The 17644-nt window shown below is 59.6% G+C and carries 19 protein-coding genes; 18 read left to right on the forward strand and 1 reads right to left on the reverse strand.

Translation table 11 applies throughout. The annotated features are described in order from the left end of the window. Positions 1 to 16: 16 nt before the first annotated feature. The 16 genes from FP026_RS02645 (at position 17) to folD (ending at position 13781) form a co-directional block, all read left to right on the forward strand. Positions 17 to 328, forward strand: coding sequence for a hypothetical protein (locus tag FP026_RS02645; RefSeq protein WP_149633067.1), 312 nt, complete (start codon positions 17 to 19; stop codon positions 326 to 328). 24 nt (positions 329 to 352) lie between these two features. Beyond that, the gene (flgK, locus tag FP026_RS02650; RefSeq protein WP_149633068.1) at positions 353 to 1843 is read left to right on the forward strand and encodes a flagellar hook-associated protein FlgK; all 1491 of its coding nucleotides are present in this window, start codon (positions 353 to 355) and stop codon (positions 1841 to 1843) included. Between the two features lie 3 nt (positions 1844 to 1846). Continuing rightward, positions 1847 to 2899: a flagellar hook-associated family protein gene (locus tag FP026_RS02655; RefSeq protein ID WP_149633069.1), complete on the forward strand. Its 1053-nt coding sequence runs from the start codon at positions 1847 to 1849 to the stop codon at positions 2897 to 2899. Between the two features lie 37 nt (positions 2900 to 2936). Further along, entirely contained in the window at positions 2937 to 3284 is a 348-nt protein-coding gene (gene flaF, locus FP026_RS02660; protein ID WP_037203287.1) for a flagellar biosynthesis regulator FlaF, read from the forward strand. After that, positions 3281 to 3733 carry a flagellar biosynthesis repressor FlbT gene (gene flbT / locus FP026_RS02665; RefSeq protein WP_149633070.1) on the forward strand — a complete coding sequence of 151 codons (453 nt, stop codon included), beginning with the start codon at positions 3281 to 3283 and terminating at the stop codon, positions 3731 to 3733. Before flaF ends, flbT begins: the two co-directional genes overlap by 4 nt. Next, positions 3721 to 4209 (forward strand): flagellar hook assembly protein FlgD, encoded by a 489-nt coding sequence (gene flgD, locus FP026_RS02670; protein ID WP_149633071.1) that lies wholly within the window; start codon positions 3721 to 3723, stop codon positions 4207 to 4209. Before flbT ends, flgD begins: the two co-directional genes overlap by 13 nt. Positions 4210 to 4241: 32 nt before the next feature. Then, the gene (gene fliQ, locus FP026_RS02675) at positions 4242 to 4508 is read left to right on the forward strand and encodes a flagellar biosynthesis protein FliQ (RefSeq protein ID WP_004114921.1); all 267 of its coding nucleotides are present in this window, start codon (positions 4242 to 4244) and stop codon (positions 4506 to 4508) included. 150 nt (positions 4509 to 4658) lie between these two features. Then, positions 4659 to 6746, forward strand: a complete 2088-nt coding sequence (gene flhA, locus FP026_RS02680; RefSeq protein ID WP_149633072.1) for a flagellar biosynthesis protein FlhA — start codon at positions 4659 to 4661, stop codon at positions 6744 to 6746. Then, complete coding sequence (gene fliR / locus FP026_RS02685; RefSeq protein ID WP_149633073.1) at positions 6743 to 7495, forward strand: flagellar biosynthetic protein FliR; 753 nt, start codon at positions 6743 to 6745, stop codon at positions 7493 to 7495. Before flhA ends, fliR begins: the two co-directional genes overlap by 4 nt. A 66-nt stretch (positions 7496 to 7561) precedes the next feature. Further along, entirely contained in the window at positions 7562 to 7981 is a 420-nt protein-coding gene (locus tag FP026_RS02690) for a hypothetical protein (protein WP_149633074.1), read from the forward strand. A gap of 129 nt (positions 7982 to 8110) precedes the next feature. Then, on the forward strand, positions 8111 to 8707 hold the full coding sequence (locus tag FP026_RS02695) for a rod-binding protein (protein WP_149633075.1): 597 nt from the start codon (positions 8111 to 8113) through the stop codon (positions 8705 to 8707). Positions 8708 to 8721: 14 nt separating this feature from the next. After that, a complete protein-coding gene (locus FP026_RS02700; RefSeq protein WP_149633148.1) occupies positions 8722 to 9090 on the forward strand; it encodes a hypothetical protein in 369 nt (122 codons plus the stop codon). Then, the gene (locus FP026_RS02705) at positions 9087 to 9614 is read left to right on the forward strand and encodes a hypothetical protein (protein ID WP_149633076.1); all 528 of its coding nucleotides are present in this window, start codon (positions 9087 to 9089) and stop codon (positions 9612 to 9614) included. The genes FP026_RS02700 and FP026_RS02705 overlap by 4 nt, the downstream gene beginning before the upstream one ends. Positions 9615 to 9867: 253 nt before the next feature. Continuing rightward, positions 9868 to 10707 (forward strand): WecB/TagA/CpsF family glycosyltransferase, encoded by an 840-nt coding sequence (locus FP026_RS02710; RefSeq protein ID WP_149633149.1) that lies wholly within the window; start codon positions 9868 to 9870, stop codon positions 10705 to 10707. A gap of 131 nt (positions 10708 to 10838) precedes the next feature. Continuing rightward, positions 10839 to 12764, forward strand: coding sequence for a succinoglycan biosynthesis transport protein (locus tag FP026_RS02715; protein ID WP_149633077.1), 1926 nt, complete (start codon positions 10839 to 10841; stop codon positions 12762 to 12764). A gap of 117 nt (positions 12765 to 12881) precedes the next feature. Beyond that, positions 12882 to 13781 carry a bifunctional methylenetetrahydrofolate dehydrogenase/methenyltetrahydrofolate cyclohydrolase FolD gene (gene folD / locus FP026_RS02720; protein WP_149633078.1) on the forward strand — a complete coding sequence of 300 codons (900 nt, stop codon included), beginning with the start codon at positions 12882 to 12884 and terminating at the stop codon, positions 13779 to 13781. A 22-nt stretch (positions 13782 to 13803) separates the two neighbouring features. On the opposite strand, the gene FP026_RS02725 is transcribed toward folD, so the two are convergent. Continuing rightward, positions 13804 to 14835, reverse strand: a complete 1032-nt coding sequence (locus FP026_RS02725; protein ID WP_149633079.1) for a substrate-binding domain-containing protein — start codon at positions 14833 to 14835, stop codon at positions 13804 to 13806. 306 nt (positions 14836 to 15141) lie between these two features. Between FP026_RS02725 and FP026_RS02730 the strand changes: the two genes are divergently transcribed. Further along, on the forward strand, positions 15142 to 16503 hold the full coding sequence (locus tag FP026_RS02730) for an ABC transporter substrate-binding protein (RefSeq protein ID WP_149633080.1): 1362 nt from the start codon (positions 15142 to 15144) through the stop codon (positions 16501 to 16503). 124 nt (positions 16504 to 16627) lie between these two features. Next, positions 16628 to 17644: a carbohydrate ABC transporter permease gene (locus FP026_RS02735; RefSeq protein WP_149633081.1), complete on the forward strand. Its 1017-nt coding sequence runs from the start codon at positions 16628 to 16630 to the stop codon at positions 17642 to 17644.

Consider the following 17644-nt stretch of genomic DNA (forward strand, 5'->3'; position numbering starts at 1 on the left):
GAGGAATTTCGGCAGCATGAAGACCGCTTTTGCGGAAGTGGACGCACGGGCAGCTCGTCTAGGCCCTGCTTTTGACGGCGTTGCCGGTGCCACGTCGTCTCATCCTGCCGGCGCGGCAGGGGCGGGCGTCTTGCATGTTCAGGCTGCCGGTCCCGATCTCCGCAGCCACGGTGTTCGTGTATCCCAGTCTGCTTGCAGATGGTCGTTCCCGGTTGGCTCAGGCGGCCATCCATGCCGTGCCAACGATAATCTGATGAACTTCGCCGGCCTCGCTCTGACAGGCTATTCCGACACTTCCGGCGCGCCATCGGCCATCCTGCGGCGCTAAAACGAATAGGGTATCGAGTCAGTCATGTCGCTCACAACAGCTCTCAATAACGCGCAGGCAATATTCAACAATACCGGCACGCAGAGCAGTGTCGTGTCGAACAATATCGCCAATGCCAGCAACACGAATTATTCGCGTCGACAGGCGGTGGTGACCACCGACATGGCCGGCGCCCAGGTGGTGAAGATCGACCGCAGCAGCGAGCCGGCGCTGCAGAAGGCCTATCTCAGCTCTTCGTCATCGGATTCGGCACAGCAGCTGCTTCTGAGCGCCTACAGCAATCTTCAGTCGGCTACGCTCGGCGGAAACGACAATGAAATCGCGCCGGCGACCCTTCTTTCGGCATTCCAGAAGGCGATGCAGACCTATTCCGGTTCTCCGTCCAGCACCACGGCGGCGCAGTCGGCGATCAACGCGGCCCAGAGCCTAGTCACGTCGCTGAACAATGCGACGACCTCCGTGCAGAACGCACGAACCGATGCCGACAAGCAAATCAGCTCTGACGTCGATTCGCTGAACAGCCTGCTGAAGCAGTTCCAGGAAGCAAACGATACGGTGAAATCGGCAACGACGACCGCCGGGCCGACGTCCAGCGCCCTTGCCGATGCCCTCGATCAGCGCGATTCGATCCTGAACCAGATCTCGAAGATTGTCGGCGTGACGACGGTGACGCGCGACAACAACGATATGGCGCTCTATACCACGAGCGGAACGACCCTGTTCGAAACCATTCCGCGCACGGTGACGTTTCAGCCGACAAATTCCTATACGGCAAGCACGGTCGGCAACAATGTCTATATCGACGGCGTTGCGCTGACCCCAGGCCAGAGTGCGAACACCACAGCACAGGGCAGCCTCCAGGCGGCGCTGCAGGTCAGGGACGATGCCGCGCCGACCTATCAGAAGCAGCTCGATGAGATCGCGCGCGGCCTGGTGACGACGTTCGCGGAAACGAATAGTAATCCCGCAAAGCCGACTCTACCCGGCCTGTTTACCTGGAGCGGCGGCAGCGTTCCGACCGGTGCTACCGTGGTCACAGGCCTGGCCGGCTCGATAACCGTTAATCCAAAGTTAATCACGTCTCAAGGCGGCGATCCGACATTGCTGCGTGATGGTGGTATTAACAACAATGCCGCGACTGGAGAGACGGGTTACACGAAGAACACCAGCGGTGGCAGTGGTTATTCCACCCAGCTGGATGCCTTTATCACTGCCATGAATACGAAGATGGATTTCGATGCCACGGCCGGCTCCGATACCAAGGCCAGCCTCATGGATTATGCATCGAGTTCCATCGGCTGGCTCGAAGGGCAGCGCAGCACGGCAACGACCGCGGCCGAGAACACATCCGCGGCACTATCGCGCTCTTCTGGCGCTTATTCGAATGCGACCGGCGTCAACCTCGACGAAGAACTGACGCTGATGATGGATATCGAGCAGTCCTACAAGGCTGGAACGAAGATATTGAACGCTGTCAATGAGATGCTTCAATCGGTACTGGATATTGCGAGCTAAGCCATGAAACTTTCTTTCATTTCGAGCACGGCCATTCAGAACGCCATGCGTCAGACGATCCGTCAGGCGCAGAATGAGATGACCAGCGCTTCCACAGAAGCAACCACGGGCGTTTATGCCGACATCGGGGTCTCGTTGGGCAGCAGTACATCGCTCAGCGTGAACCTGACACGGGAAGTATCGCGTATCGACTCCATTCTCAGCAGCAATTCCATTGCAAATCAGCGCATGACCTCATCCCAGACCGCGTTGAGCGATATGGGCAGCCAGGCGCAGAAGCTGATGGATCAGCTGGTGGCCCTGCGCGGCAATACGGATGGAAGCAGCGTAGCGCTGACCCAGTCGACTGCGACTTCCACCCTTTCGAGCGTCATTGCTTCCGCCAATACGATGGTCAATGGCGAATATCTTTTCGCCGGCACCAATACCGATGTTCAGCCGATGACGGATAACTCCGCCGCGACGAATACGGCAATTCAGACCGCGCTCACCGCGTATATGGCCGCTCAGACCCCGCCCGTAACATCGACAAGCAATCTGACGGGCGCCCAGATGAAGGACTTCATCACGACAAAGGTCGAGCCCATGTTCACCTCCGATACCAGCTGGGCAAGCTGGTCGAGCGCATCAGACCAGAATATGACGAGCCGCATCAGCAATTCGGAAGTGGTGGAGACATCGACGAATTCGAATTCCTCCGGCATTCGCTATCTGGCGCTTGCAACCAGCGTCACCAATGCGCTGATGAAGACGACGCCGGCCCTGAGTTCGGATGCGCTGAATGCGGTGACCGATCAGGCCATCAGCTATTCGCGCCAGGCGGTCGACGGCTTGAACAGCCAGGCAAGCCAGCTCGGCCTGTCGCAGTCGCGCCTCTCGGATGCGAACACGACGCTGAATGCCCAGAAGACCATTCTCAATACCAGCCTGGGCGATCTGACGGGCGTAGATCCTTATGAAGCGTCGACCAAGGTCAACAGCCTCGAGACGCAGCTCCAGACTGCTTACACCATTGTTTCAAAGATCCAGCAGCTTAGCCTTGTAAATTACCTTTGATGATCAAAGGGAAGGAATGACCAGGAAGGATGCGTGAATGTATCAGTTCTCATATGCGGAAGTCATGCAGGATGCGGTGGCCGACGCCAAGGAAAGAGAACGGCAAGTTCTGGACCGGTCGATAGCTCTCCTCTCCGCGGCCCGTGATGCGGGGAAATACGGCCGCGAAGCGATCGAGGCGCTTTTCTATACGCGGCGCGTATGGGTCAGCTTCGTGGAGGACCTCAAAAGTCCGGAGAACCAGCTCAATGTCGAACTACGTGCCAACCTCATCTCGATCGCCATCTGGATTTTGAAGGAATGCGATCGAATCCGGCGGCGTCAGTCGGAAAATTATCAAGGCATCATCGATGTCACCACCATCATCAGGGATGGACTTAAATGAAAAGTACGCTTCGCATATCGCTCAAAGCCGGGGAAAAGATCTTTATCAACGGGGCCGTCCTGCGCGTCGATCGCAAGGTCGCCCTGGAATTCCTGAATGATGTGACATTCCTGCTTGAGAACCACGTGCTCCAGCCCGAAGACGCGACGACGCCTTTGCGTCAGCTCTACTTCATCGCGCAGATGATCCTCGTCAATCCGGAGGGCAAGGAGCAGTCGACGACCATGTTCCGTAAGTCGATCGTCATGCTGCTTTCGTGCTTCCACAACGAGGAAGTGCTGGCCGAGCTGAAGCGTATCGATGGCCTCGTTGCGACTGGGCGCGCTTTCGACGCGTTGAAGGCGATCCGCGGCCTCTACCCGATTGAGGACAATATTCTGAACAATCAGGAAATGCCGGCGGCGACGATCGAGCATATCCGCCGGGAGATCGCTCCATGGCAGCGGTAGACGCCGTTACAGGCACGAACAGCAGCTCCTCGAAAACAGCCGCAACTGCTGCCACAAGCGCTACCCTGAACTATGATAACTTCCTGCAGCTTCTCATCGCACAGATGAAAAACCAGGATCCGACGAGCCCGATGGACGCCAGCCAGCAGATTTCTCAGCTGGCGAGCTTCTCCCAGGTCGAGCAGCAGATCCAGACGAATTCGCATCTGGAAACCGTGTTGCAGAACCAGTGGATCTCGCAGGCGTCCGACTATATCGGCAAGCAGATCATGAGTGCCGACGGCAAGACCACGGGCACCATCAAGGAAGTTACCGTCTATTCGGACGGTGTCATCGCGCAGACCAATGCCGGCGACAAGATCCTGATCCAGGCTGGCGTGACGATCGCTCCTGCGGGTACGACCATTGATACGCCGCCCGCTTCGACGGATACTGGCAACAGCGATTCGTCGAACACGGATTCGACCGGCAGCTAATGAGTAGCTGCTGAACAGAGGATGACGTTGCCATGAATGAAGCCGATGCGTTGGATATCTTCCAGGCGGCAATCTGGACGGTGCTCGTGGCTTCCGGTCCGGCGGTTCTCGCCGCCATGGTCGTTGGTCTGGTGATTGCCTTGATCCAGGCATTGACTCAGGTGCAGGAGGCGACGCTGACCTTCGTGCCGAAGATCGTTGCCGTCATGGTGACGATTGGCGTCACGGCTCCCTTCGTCGGCTCGCAGATTTCGATCTTCACCAATCTCGTCTTCTCGAGAATCCAGTCTGGATTCTAAACATCTGGTCCGATGGTCGAAACGGCTTTCGGATCATGCGCCTTGCCGGCGCAAGCCATGCTCGCGCAAGCTTCGACTTCTAAAACTCGGTTCCAATAGGCAGGCGGGTCAGCCGTTTGCCTCCTCTCATGAAGAGACGGAAACCGGTCGATGGCACAACCACCCGCATTAGCACTCCCAAAAGCCAATCCCAGCGTTCGTGATATCGGGTTCGCCCTCGGTATCATGGTCATCCTGTGCGTGCTGTTCCTGCCGATTCCGCCGTTTCTGATCGACCTTGGGCTCGCCTTCTCGATCGCGCTTTCGGTGCTGATCCTCATGGTGGCTTTGTGGATCAAGAAGCCGCTGGAGTTCTCGTCCTTCCCGACCATTCTTCTGATCGCCACGATGACTCGTCTGGCGTTGAATATCGCGACGACACGCGTCATCCTTTCGCATGGCTATGAAGGGCATAACGCGGCCGGTGGCGTCATCGCGGGCTTTTCCAGCCTGGTGATGTCGGGCGATTTCGTCATCGGTCTGATCGTCTTCATGATCCTTATCACCATCAATTTTATCGTCATCACCAAGGGCGCGACGCGTATCGCGGAAGTCGGCGCGCGCTTCACGCTCGATGCCATCCCCGGCAAGCAAATGGCGATCGATGCCGATCTTTCGGCCGGCCTGATTGATGAAAAGGAGGCACAGCGCCGCCGTCGCGAGCTGGAAGAGGAAAGCTCATTCTTCGGCGCGATGGACGGTGCCTCGAAATTCGTACGCGGCGACGCGGTTGCCGGCCTTCTGATCACCTGCATCAATATCTTCGGCGGCATCATCATCGGCTATTTCCGTCACAGCATGCCCATCGGCCAGGCTGCGGACGTTTTCGTGAAGCTCTCCGTCGGTGACGGTCTGGTGTCCCAGATGCCGGCGCTCATCGTCTCTCTCGCCGCAGGCCTCCTTGTTTCGCGCGGCGGCACGGCCGGTTCAACCGACCAGGCCGTCGTCAATCAGCTGAGCGGCTACCCGCGTGCGCTCGCCGTCTCGGCGGTCCTCATGGGCATCCTCGCCGTCATGCCCGGCATGCCCTTCCTGCCTTTCGTGTTCCTCGGCGGCCTGATGGCGGCCGGCGCCTGGTTCATCCCGCGTCAGATCGAGGCCGAAAACAAGCTTCGCCGCGATGCCGAAGAGCAGAAGGTGATGCAGACGAAGGAGATGGAGAAGGATTCGGTCAAGTCGGTTCTGAAGACCGCCGAGATCGAACTCGCCCTCGGCAAGATCGTTTCCACCCGCCTGCTCGGCGCCCATCAGGAGCTTGCCTTCCGTGTCGGCAAGATGCGCAAGAAATTCGCGACGCAATACGGCTTCGTCGTGCCTGAAATCAAGGTGATCGACGACATGGCGATCGCCGACAAATCATATCAGATCCGCATCCACGGCACGACGATCGCCTCCAACATGCTGCGCGTCGGCGAAGTGCTCGTTGTCACCGGCTCGGGTCGCAAGCCGACCGTACCCGGGGACGAGATTCGCGAACCCGCTTTCGGCATGCCCGCCGTTTCCGTTCTCGAGGCCTTCACCGATGATCTGAAGCGCGAGGGCTTCCAGCCGATCGACAACGTGTCCGTCGTGCTCACCCATATGAGCGAAGTCATTCGCAACAACTTGCCGGCACTGCTGTCCTATAAGGACGTGAAGATCCTGATCGAGCGTCTCGATCCCGAATATAAGAAGCTCGCCGACGAGATCTGCTCGTCGCACATGTCCTATTCCGGCCTGCAGGCGGTGCTGAAGCTGCTGCTCGCCGAGCGTGTCTCGATCCGCAACCTGCATCTCATCCTTGAAGCGGTCGCCGAACTCGCGCCGCATGTGCGCAAGACGGAACAGATCGTCGAACACGTGCGCGTCCGCATGGCACAGCAGCTCTGCGGCGACCTGGCCGACAATGGCGTGCTGCGCGTCCTGCGTCTTGGCAGCAAATGGGACCTGATCTTCCATCAGGCGCTGAAGCGCGACCAGAAGGGCGAGATCGTCGAATTCGACATCGATCCGCGCAGCCTGGAGGAATTCAGCGAGCAGGCGGGCAAAGTTATCCGTGAATACATGGATCGCGGCATGCCCTTCGTTCTTGTCACATCGCCGGAAACGCGCTCCTATGTGCGCATGATCATCGAACGCCTGTTCGCGACCCTTCCGGTCCTGTCGCATGTGGAGCTGGCCAAGGGGATCGAGATCAAGATTCTAGGTTCGATTTCATGATAACAGACCCGCAGGGGACCATTCTGGCGCTGTTCGTCGCCTTCTGCCGCATCGGCGGCTGCATGATGGTCCTCCCGGGATTTTCATCGGGTCGTATCCCGACGCAGATCAGGCTGCTTCTTTCCGTGGCCCTGTCGATGGCGATTTTGCCGTTGCTCTGGAACACGATCTATCCTCAGGTGTCGAAGGGCGACGCGAGCTTCATCGGCCTCATCTTCACTGAAACGGTCATCGGGTTGATGTATGGCATGATGGCGCGGATCTATACGCTGGGCCTGCAATTCGCCGGCGCGAGCATATCGATGCTGATCGGCTTCAACGCACCCGGCGGTGCCGATATCGTCGAGGAATCAAGCGAGACGTCGCTCACGAGCCTCATCAGCTTTTGCGGGCTGATGATGCTCTTCATCCTCGATTTTCATCACTATATCCTGCAGGCGCTGGTCGATTCCTATTCCGTCGTACCTCTCGGCGGTCATATCGAGCCGCGTGCCGCTTTGATCTCGATCACGGATACGCTGGAAACCACCTTCTTCATCATGCTGCGGCTGGCGAGCCCCTTCCTGCTCTATGGCCTGATGTTCCAGATTTCGATCGGCTTCATCAACAAGCTCGCGCCGCAGATTCCGATCTATTTCATTTCCACGCCATATCTGCTGATGGGAGGGCTGTTCATGCTCTATCTCAGCATCGCGGCATTGGTCAGCCAGTTTTCCAGTGCGTTTCTCACGGTCTTCAATGGGCATTAGCCCACCAAGTGGACGAGGCCTGATTCGGGCAGAGCCGGCAAAATGCAGCCGGCGGGTAGGTAGACGATGGCGGAAAAAAACCGGTCTGAAAAACTGAAGCGCCTGATCGCGGTGCAACGCCACCTGGAGCGGATAGCGGAAAACGAGCTGGCCGATACGACCCGTCAGCGCGCGGAGGTCACCGAATCGATGGAGCGGGTCATGGTGGCGATCGGCTCGATCGATCCCGTGCATATGGCATTCTCGATCCACTATGCCGAGCGTTACGGCCGTCTGATGATCCGGGATCAGCAGCTGGAAAGCATCCAGACGCTCATCCAGATGAAGGTCCAGCAGGAGCGCACCAAGGCCGACCGGCTCGAAGAGCACATGCAGGATGCCCGCGAGCTCGAAATGCGAGAGGCCGAGGACAATGCGGTCTACGACATCATCGATCAGCGCTTCGCAGCCGCAACGCCAGCCTCCAGCAAGGTTCAAAAACCATAATCGCCGCGATCATGGAACAGGATGCGCATCGTTGGGTTGCCGGCCTGTTCTGAAGTTTTGATTCGGTGCCCTGATTCGATTGCCGCCCTGCGCGGCTTCAGGGTGTGCGATAGCAGAAGGAGACGTGACGTGGCTATTTCGCCTCCGAGTGATTTGGTCCTCGATGTCGTCAAGGCCGCCAATCCGGCCGATGTCGAGGCCGCGCAGGCCAAGCTTGCCGCCAACCGGGCCGCTTTTGCCGCCACCAGCCTCGCCGAGAACGGCAACGGCTTCGGCGCGACGGTGGATGCGATGAACAGCGCGGCCACCCAGGCAGGCCTCGCCAATGCCAACACGCATGTGGCGGGAACGAAGGTGCCGCAGCCCTATCGCAAGTTCGAGGCCATGGTGCTGCAGATTTTCGTGAAGAACATGCTGCCGAGCAGCGAGACGCTCTATGGCAAGGGTTCGGCCGGCGAGATCTGGAAAGGCATGATGGCCGAGCAGCTGGGCAATACGCTCGCCAAGAACGGCGGCGTTGGCATTGCCGAAAAGATGTATCAGGAACAGGTCGACAAGATGCGCAACACCGGCGCCGTCCATGCCGCGACCGATGAAAACGACAAGAAAATGGCTCTGAGCGCGATTACCGATTTTCAGCGCAAAGCGCTCGCCGCCGCGGATGCCGATAATGACGGCAATGCCAGCATCACCAATCAGAATAATTTGACGTCCCAGAAAGCATGAGCGAGGTAGCAAACATGGAAATGATGTCGCAGGACTATCGGATCAAGTCTGTCCTTGGCCGCCTGGAGATGATTATCGACAATGAGAACAACCGGATCGGCACCGACCCGGAATTCGATCTCAAGGTATCGAATGCTCACAAGAGCCGTTGCCTCTATGAATTGTCGATGCTGTTTCGCGATACCGATCCGGCCGATCTTGCCGCCACCCATATCGGGCAGCTGCACGATCTGAAGAAAAAGCTGGTTCTGAACGCCCGCCGGGTCGAGGCTCACCTCGAGGCCGTGCGCGCCGTTGCCGACATTCTGAAGAATGCGGTGCAGAATGCCGATGCGGACGGCACCTATTCGCAGGAGCAATTCCGCGTCCGTGAGGCCGGATGATCAAGCTCGCTCTCACCGGCCTGTGGGTCTGCGCCGTGACATTGGCCTCGGTCTATTTCTCGGTGCAGGTGGCGACAGCGCCCGCAATCAGTCCTGACGACGCCAAGAAGGCGCAGCAGGAACTGATCAAGGGCGAATCGATCAATGTCCCCGTCATCGCCAATGGCCAGGTGACCGGCTACTTCCTGACCCGCATCTCCTTCATGATGGAGAAGGGCAAGGCGAATGCGCTTCAGATACCCCTGCCGGAACTGACGACGGATGAGCTCTTTTCGCTGCTGATCGGCAACAAGGTGATCGACATTGCGCACACGCAGAACTTTGACGTCGCCGCCTTCCGCAGCGACCTGAAGAAGCGGATGAACGAGCGGCTCGGCGGCGATTATGTCGCCGACGTGCTGATCGAACAGCTCGATTATCTCTCCAAGGAAGAAACCCATGGCGGGGAGAGCATCGGCAAGAAAACGGTCAAGCCCGTCAAGATCGTGCAGGATGCGGCGAAGGATAAGGTGCCGCTGGAGTAATGATGTCCTGGCTCCGCGCGATACCACTCCATTCCAAGGCGGCAAAGCCGGGCTCCGGCCCGGCGATACATTAATGAATCCTTGATGGTTTCCGATAAATCCCACTTTCCATCCTAACGGAACGTTGGATTTATCTTGTTATAAACACCTCCCAGTGACGCCTCAGTCGCCGCACCGATAAACGGTGGGGCGCATGAGCCTTGTTATTCCCGGCATCATGCGCATGCGCGATCTCGGGCAGGAGGTTGTTGGATTGAACCAGGTTGCCGATTTTGCCGTCGTCGCGTCACGCCGCAGGATCTTCGATCTGCCGGTCTGCGATCTCGATTGGGATAATGCCCTGACCTTCGTCAATGAGCTCGCATCCCTGCCGGTCGGCCAGACCTCGATCGCCTTCGTCAACGCCCACAATATGCTGGTCATGCTGCGCGATGACAGCTATCGCTATGTTCTTGAGCAAAATCTGGTGCTTCCCGATGGTGTCGGCCTCGATATCGCCTCGCGCGTCGCTCATGGCGAGCCATTCCCGGCGAACTTGAACGGCACGGATTTCGTGCCCGCGCTTTTGACCTTCATGGAGCGGACGAAGCGGATCGGCCTGCTGGGCGGCAAGCGCTCGGTTGTCGAAGATGCGGCGGAGAAATTTCGCCGGCATGCGCCGTGGCACGAGTACATTGTCGTTTCCGATGGCTTCTTCGATCCCGCGAGAAGCAACGCCGTTGCCGCGGAAATCGGCCGGCAGAAGATCGATGTGCTGATCGTCGGCATGGGAACGCCTTTGCAGGAAAAATGGGTGGCCGAGCATGTCGGGCCGCAGCACGCTCGATTGGTGCTGACCGTTGGCGCCTTGTTCGATTTTGTGTCCGGAACGGTGCCGCGGGCCCCCAGGCTTGTGCGCGCGATGCGCAGCGAGTGGTTGTTCCGCCTGGCTCTTGAGCCGGGCAGGCTGTGGCGGCGCTATATTTTAGGCGTACCGCTCTTCCTCTATCAGGTCATCAGGCATCAGTTCGGCCGCAAGGAGCGCGTCCTTCGCGCGGAACCGCAACAGCTGCCGCAGCGGCGTATCGCCTCGCCGGATAAATTGGCAAGTTAGGGCAATTTCAGGAAAAATGCCGAGCCGCTCTTGTATTCACGGGCGCGGCGTTAACTCTTTCTTTGGCATGAAAGTTTAGAGTGGGTTAACCATTGCATTGGTCTCCGACCATGTGCGCGAGATAGCCCGCCATGTTTGAAAGCAAAGCCAGGCCCGGATTTTACCGAGACGATGCGGAAACCTTCGAGGTGCCGCGGGGGCCGGGCAGGCACGTTTCTCCCCGTCGCGGCGAAGATGGCTTGCGCCGCACAGCCCATTTGCGAGCCGCCAATTCCGACGACCCGCGAGATACGGAGCTGCGCGCCATTCTGCGCAGGGCGCTGGATGGCGATCCCTATCCGGTCTCGGGGCGAAGCGGACCGATGGGCGCGGGGCTGTCGGACTATCGGCCCGCCGGATACGTCCAAGGCACTCCGCCGTTCCGCCACGCAGAGCGCGAGCAAATGCGGGAACCGGCATCGGAGCCCGTGCCCGATCTGCTGGAATTCGTGCCCGACCTGCTCGAAGGAGTGACGGGACTTCCCGCGCAGACTGCGATCTCCAATCTCGCCGAGCATAGGCCGCCTGCCGGCCGCTGGTCTCTCGGTATCCGCTCTCTCGGTTTCGTCATTGCAATCGCCTTGGCGGGAGCGGCCATCCCGACGATGCTCGCATCGCCGCCGCTCTATATGTCGCAAGCTGTCCTGCATGCGGAAGGCGAGGGCAGCGGGCGCCGGACATTGCTCGACGTCGCGGCGAAACGTGCTGTCGCGCCGTCCGTGCTGTCCGATATCGTCGCCAGGATGAAGCTCGATCGCGATCCGGAATTTACCGGCAGCCGGGCGGGTGCTCTCGGCATTGCCGTCGAGCTCCTATCCGGCAGCGGCAACGCCTCCGATGCACCCTCGCGCGCCCAGGCGACCCTTCGCAAGGGCATTGCCATCGGCATCGATGGCCAGACGGGTCTGTTGCGCTTGAGCGTGACCAGCGGCGATCCCGCCAGATCGGCCGATATTGCCAATCGCCTCGCTGTCGCCACCCTGTATGATGCCGCCGTCGCAAAGGCGGCTGGCACCTCGCTCGGAGTCGAAACGGCAGCCGATCGCAGCCGCAAGGAATTCGATCGTGCATCGGCGGCTCTGGCCGAGTTCAAGGCGCACTACGGCGAGGACAAGATCGCAGCCTCGTTGGTGCTCCAGCAGCAGCGTCAGCAGTTGGACAGCGAAATAAAGGCGGCCGGGCTGGCCTTGCGCGCCGCCAGATCTCGCTTCGCGTCGGTCAAGTCAGCCACGCCGGCCTCTGTGCTGAGTGGCACCTTGTCGGGCGATGTCGCATCCGCCGGGCTCGACGACCTGCGCAGCCGCTATAGTGCCGCCAAGACCCAGCTTTCCCAGCTTTCGACGCAGCTTGGCCCACGCCATCCCCGTTTGCTTGCGCAGCAAGCGACGGTCGACGATCTTGCCGCCAACATCCGCAGCCAACTGCAGCGACTTGCCGTCAGCAGCGATGCCGATGTGAAGGCGGCCCTCGAAAAGCAGACAGCTCTTTCGGCACGGATGACGGCCCTCAGCCAGAAGAACATCGATGTCGATGCCATCCGCCTTGCACAATTGCAGGATGCCGTGGCCGCCGCCCAGAGCCGCTATGAGGCCGATCAGCAGAATGCCGCATTGTCAGTGCCGGAAGCCAAACAGCCGCTGACGCTGATTTCGCAAGCCGTCGCATCGGCTCTACCGATAGACGATGATCTTGCGAGCAACCAGGCAATCGGTTTCGTGGCCGCCCTTGGCATGGCATTTGGCACGGTGTTCCTGCGCAAGTGGCTGAGTGGTGCCGAAGCCGCGGAAGACCATATGGCTGACGACAGCGTCATGCCGGCCGTCCGTTCTTTCCATCAGGATAGCAATATATCGCTTCCGCCTTTGCCCGCTATCGCGGCTGAGCCGCCGCCGGCTACCCCCGCAATCGCAGGCCGGCTTGACGTTGCGGACGAGTGGGACCGCATTCAGCGCGAGCTTGCGTCCTTGCGTGCCAAGGTCGAGATCTACGCGGTGCGCAGGCATCAGGACCGCGGCTGATCGCCCCATCGTTTTCCCTTGCAATTACCGCTTTCAGACACCATAGGGCGTTAGCAGGCAATTATGCCGGGCCGATGGTCTGTAGATTGCCACCGAATTCATGATCGGGAGACGAGCGTGACGACAGTGATCGACGGGAGACAAGCGGCGGCTTCGGTGATCGAGGCTGTGAAGGCTGCGGCGGCGGGACTTGAGGCTGAGGCCGGTGTGAAGACCGGGCTTGCGGTCGTCATCGTCGGTGACGATCCGGCCAGCCACGCCTATGTGAATTCCAAGAGTAAAATGGCCAAGGAATGCGGCTTCAACTCCATCCAGCACACCCTGCCGGCCGAGACGACGCAGGAAGAGCTGGCTGGCTTGGTGCAGTCGCTGAACGACGATCCGTCCATCCACGGCATCCTCGTACAGCTGCCGCTGCCAAAGCATCTCAATTCCGATGCGATCATCCAGTCGATCAAGCCGGAGAAGGATGTCGACGGCCTGCATGTCGTCAATGCCGGCAAGCTGGCAACCGGCGATCTCGAAACCGGGCTGATCTCCTGCACGCCAGCCGGCGCCATGCTGCTGGTACGTTCGATCCATGGTGGGGACCTGTCGGGTCTGAACGCTGTCGTCATCGGTCGTTCCAACCTGTTCGGCAAGCCGATGGCGCAATTGCTGCTTTCTGCCAATGCGACGATCACGACGGCGCATTCGCGCACGAAGGATCTCGCCTCCGTTGCACGCGGTGCCGATATTCTGGTGGCGGCCGTCGGCCGTCCGGAGATGGTCAAGGCGGATTGGGTGAAGCCCGGTGCCACCGTCATCGATGTCGGCATCAACCGGATCGCGGCCCCTGAGCGCGGCGAGGGCAAGAGCCGGCTGGTGGGCGACGTCGCCTATGCGGAAGCCTCTGACGTTGCCGGAGCGATCACGCCGGTTCCGGGCGGTGTCGGCCCTATGACGATCGCCATGCTGATGGCCAATACCGTCATCGCAGCCCATCGTGCCGCAGGTAGAAAGCCGCCGAAATTCTAAGCCCAAAGTTCTAAGTGAGATGTCAGTCGGCCGGCGCAACGCCGGTCGAGGCGCGCACGATCAGCTCGGCCTTCCACAATTCCTGGGACGGAAACGTCTCCGTATGCTTGATTTCGCCGATCAGCCGTTCGGCGATGCGCACCCCCGCCGCGCGCAGCGACGAGCGGGTCGTCGTCAGCGGCACGGTGAAGCTTTCCGGCTTCAAAAGCGTCAGCACGTCGTCATGGGCGATGAGCGAAATATCCTCACCCAGCTTGAGCCCGGCTTGGTTGACGGCGCGAACGGCGCCGAGCGCCAGCACCGTACTGGAGCAGAGCACGGCGGTCGGACGCTTTTCCTTCTCCATCTGCAGGATGCGCTCCATGGCGAACAGACCCTGTTCGTCAGTCATCGGCGTATGGCTGGTGCAGGCCTCGTCGAGCGTAAGGCCGCGTTCGGCAAGGGCGGCTTCCATGCCGTTCTTCCGACGGATGGCGAAGTCAAGATAGATAGGGCCGTTCAACAGGGCGAAGCGCCGATGTCCGAGCTGCAGAAGCAGTTTCGTGGCATCGTAGAAGGCGGCTTCATTATCGAGGTCGAGAAAGGGATAGTCCGGCTCGGAGCCGATCGAGCGTCCGTGCACGAGGAACGGGATGGACAGCGTCTTCAGCATTTCCAGGCGCGGATCGTGGCCGCGCATGTAATTGACGAAGAGCGCGTCGACATTGCCGCTGGCCGCCAGCCGTCGTAACGCGCCGACCTCATCATTCGGATCCGCAGGCGTCAGCACGAAATGGAAGTCATGCCGCAGCGCTTCTTCTCCCAACCCCGTCAGGAACTCCGAGAAATGCACGTCCGAGGAGTTGCCGGGTGATGTCGGCATGACCAAGCCGATCGAGCCGGCCTTGCCGGTCGCAAGTCTTTGCGCTGCCTTATTGGGCCGGTAGCCGGTTTCCCGAACCGCTTTGAGAACACGCTCGCGAGTCTCGCGATTAACCTCCGGATATCCGTTCAATGCCCGGCTAACTGTCGTCTGCGACAGCCCGAGCATTTGCGATAGCTGCTTCAGATTCACGAATTTCGGCTCCTCCAATTCCCGACTGCTCGGCTGCCAGCACACCTCCCGAATATCGCTGACATCCAAAGCGCTTTTAATATGTAGCAGGCGATGCGCCCGAGACAAGATAAATAGCAAAACATCGCCGCCTATTTTATGCTGCAACGCGGGATATTCTATGAATATTAGCCAGAATTTGAAAAGCGCTTGACTTTTTTCTGCTCTCAATGGATGAGAGAGGTAGCCAAAGCGCTTTGAGGAATGGGCGCGGCAGCACAAGTCGTGCTCGGGCTCATGGGTTTCGTTATTTGGGAGGACAACCGCATGAAAAAGATGTTTTTGATGACCGTCGCTGCCGCCGCCTTGGTGGCCGGTACGGCGATGGCGGCCGATCTGAAGTTCCAGCCCGGCCAGGACTCCAAGTTCAACTGGAAAAGCTACGACGAGTTCAAGTCTGCGCATGCCGACCTGAAGGGCGAGACGCTGACCATCTTCGGTCCCTGGCGCGGCGAAGACGAAGGTCTCTTCACCAGCGTCCTCAACTACTTCACCGAAGCGACCGGCGTGAATGCCAAATACTCGTCCTCGGAAAACTACGAGCAGCAGATCGTCATCGACACGCAGGCCGGTTCGCCGCCGAACGTCGCCATCCTCCCGCAGCCGGGCCTTCTCGCCAATCTTGCCAGCAAGGGGTATCTGACGCCGCTTGGCGATGATCTCGCAAGCTGGGTCAAGACCAATTACGGTGCCGGCGACAGCTGGGTCGGCTACGGCACCTATAAGGGCAAGGACGGCAAGGATGCCTTCTATGCCTTCCCATACAAGGCCGACCTGAAGTCGCTGGTCTGGTATGTGCCGGAGAATTTCGAAGAAGCCGGCTACAAGGTTCCAACGACCATGGAGGACCTGATCAAGCTCTCCGACCAGATCGTCAAGGACGGCGGCACGCCCTGGTGCATCGGCCTCGGTTCGGGCGGCGCCACCGGCTGGCCGGCGACCGACTGGGTCGAAGATCTGATGCTGCGCCTGAACACGCCGCAGGATTATGATCACTGGGTCGACAACACCCTCAAGTTCAACGATCCGAAGGTCGTTGCGGCGATCGAGGAATTCGGCAAGTTCGCGAAGAACCCGAAATATGTCTCCGGCGGCGTTGCAGCGGTCGCCTCGACGGACTTCCGCGACAGCCCGAAGGGCCTCTTCACAGTTCCGCCGAAGTGCTACCTGCACAAGCAGGCATCCTTCATCCCGTCCTTCTTCCCGGAAGGCACCAAGCTCGGCCAGGATGCGGACTTCTTCTACTTCCCGCCTTTCGCCGCGCATCCGGAGCTCGGCAAGCCGGTTCTCGGCGCCGGCACGCTGGCGGCCATCACCAAGGATTCGAAGGCTGCCCGTGCCTTCATCCAGTTCCTGCAGACGCCGATCGCCCAAGAGGTCTGGATGGCGCAGTCCGGCTTCCTGACGCCATACAAGTCCGTCAATACCACAGCTTATGCCAACGACACGCTGCGCAAGGAAGGCGAGACCCTGACTTCGGCGACGACCTTCCGCTTCGACGGCTCCGACCTGATGCCGGGCAAGATCGGCGCGGGTTCGTTCTGGACCAGTATGGTCGACTTCGTCGGCGGCAAGTCTGCTCAGGATGTTGCCGACGGTGTTCAGAAGTCCTGGGACGCCATCAAGTAAGACATCATAGTCCAGCGCCGCCGGTCAAAGCCGGCGGCGCCAAATAATATATAACGGCGCGCCCCCTATGCGCGACCGATGCCGGACTGGTGGACTCAAGCAGGTAAATTCGGGGAGGGAATGGATGTTTTCGCAGATCGTATCGGCGATTGGCGCCATGATATTCGGCGTTGCCATTTGCGCCGCCTATTTCTGGTTCTCCAATAAGCTCTTGGACTTGATCTTCCCGGCAAGGGAGGGAGACGACGTCCATCAGGCCGCCGTCAACCTTCGACGCCGCGGTCTCATCCGACCCTGGCTGTTCCTGGGACCGGCGCTGTTCCTGCTGGTCGTCTATCTCGTCTATCCCGTCGTGGCGACATTCATCCTGTCCTTCTATGGCCCGGACGGCAATAAATTCGTCGGCGGCGCCAATTATCTCTGGGCGCTCAACGACACCGAATTCCGCCAATCGATTTTCAATAACATCCTCTGGCTTGCCGTCGTGCCGGCCGCCTGCACCTTCTTCGGCCTGGTCATTGCCGTCATGACCGACCGTATCTGGTGGGGCAATATCGCCAAGGCGGTCATCTTCATGCCGATGGCGATCTCCTTCGTCGGTGCCTCGGTCATCTGGAAATTCATCTATGAATATCGTGGCGGCACCGACACGCAGATCGGCCTTCTGAATGCCGTCGTCCAGCTTTTCGGCGGGACGCCGGAGGTCTGGATCACCATTCCGTTCTGGAACAATTTCTTCCTGATGGTGATGCTGATCTGGATTCAGACCGGCTTTGCCATGGTCATCCTCTCGGCGGCCCTGCGCGGCATTCCCGAAGAAACCATCGAAGCCGCCGTCATCGACGGCGCCAATGGCTGGCAGATCTTCTGGAAGATCATGGTGCCGCAGGTCTGGGGCACGATCGCCACGGTCTGGACCACCATCACCATCCTCGTCCTCAAGGTTTTCGACATCGTTCTCACAATGACCAATGGCCAGTGGAACACGATGGTGCTTGCCAACCTGATGTTCAACTGGATGTTCCGCGGCGGCGGCGACAGCGGCCGAAGCGCCGTCATCGCGCTCGTCATCATGGTCGCGGTCACGCCGATCATGATCTGGAACATCCGCCGCGCAAACGCAGAAACGAAGGGGCGCTGA

The sequence above is a fragment of the Martinezella tropici genome (genome assembly GCF_008370325.1).
In the GTDB taxonomy this organism is placed as follows: domain Bacteria; phylum Pseudomonadota; class Alphaproteobacteria; order Rhizobiales; family Rhizobiaceae; genus Rhizobium; species Rhizobium tropici_B.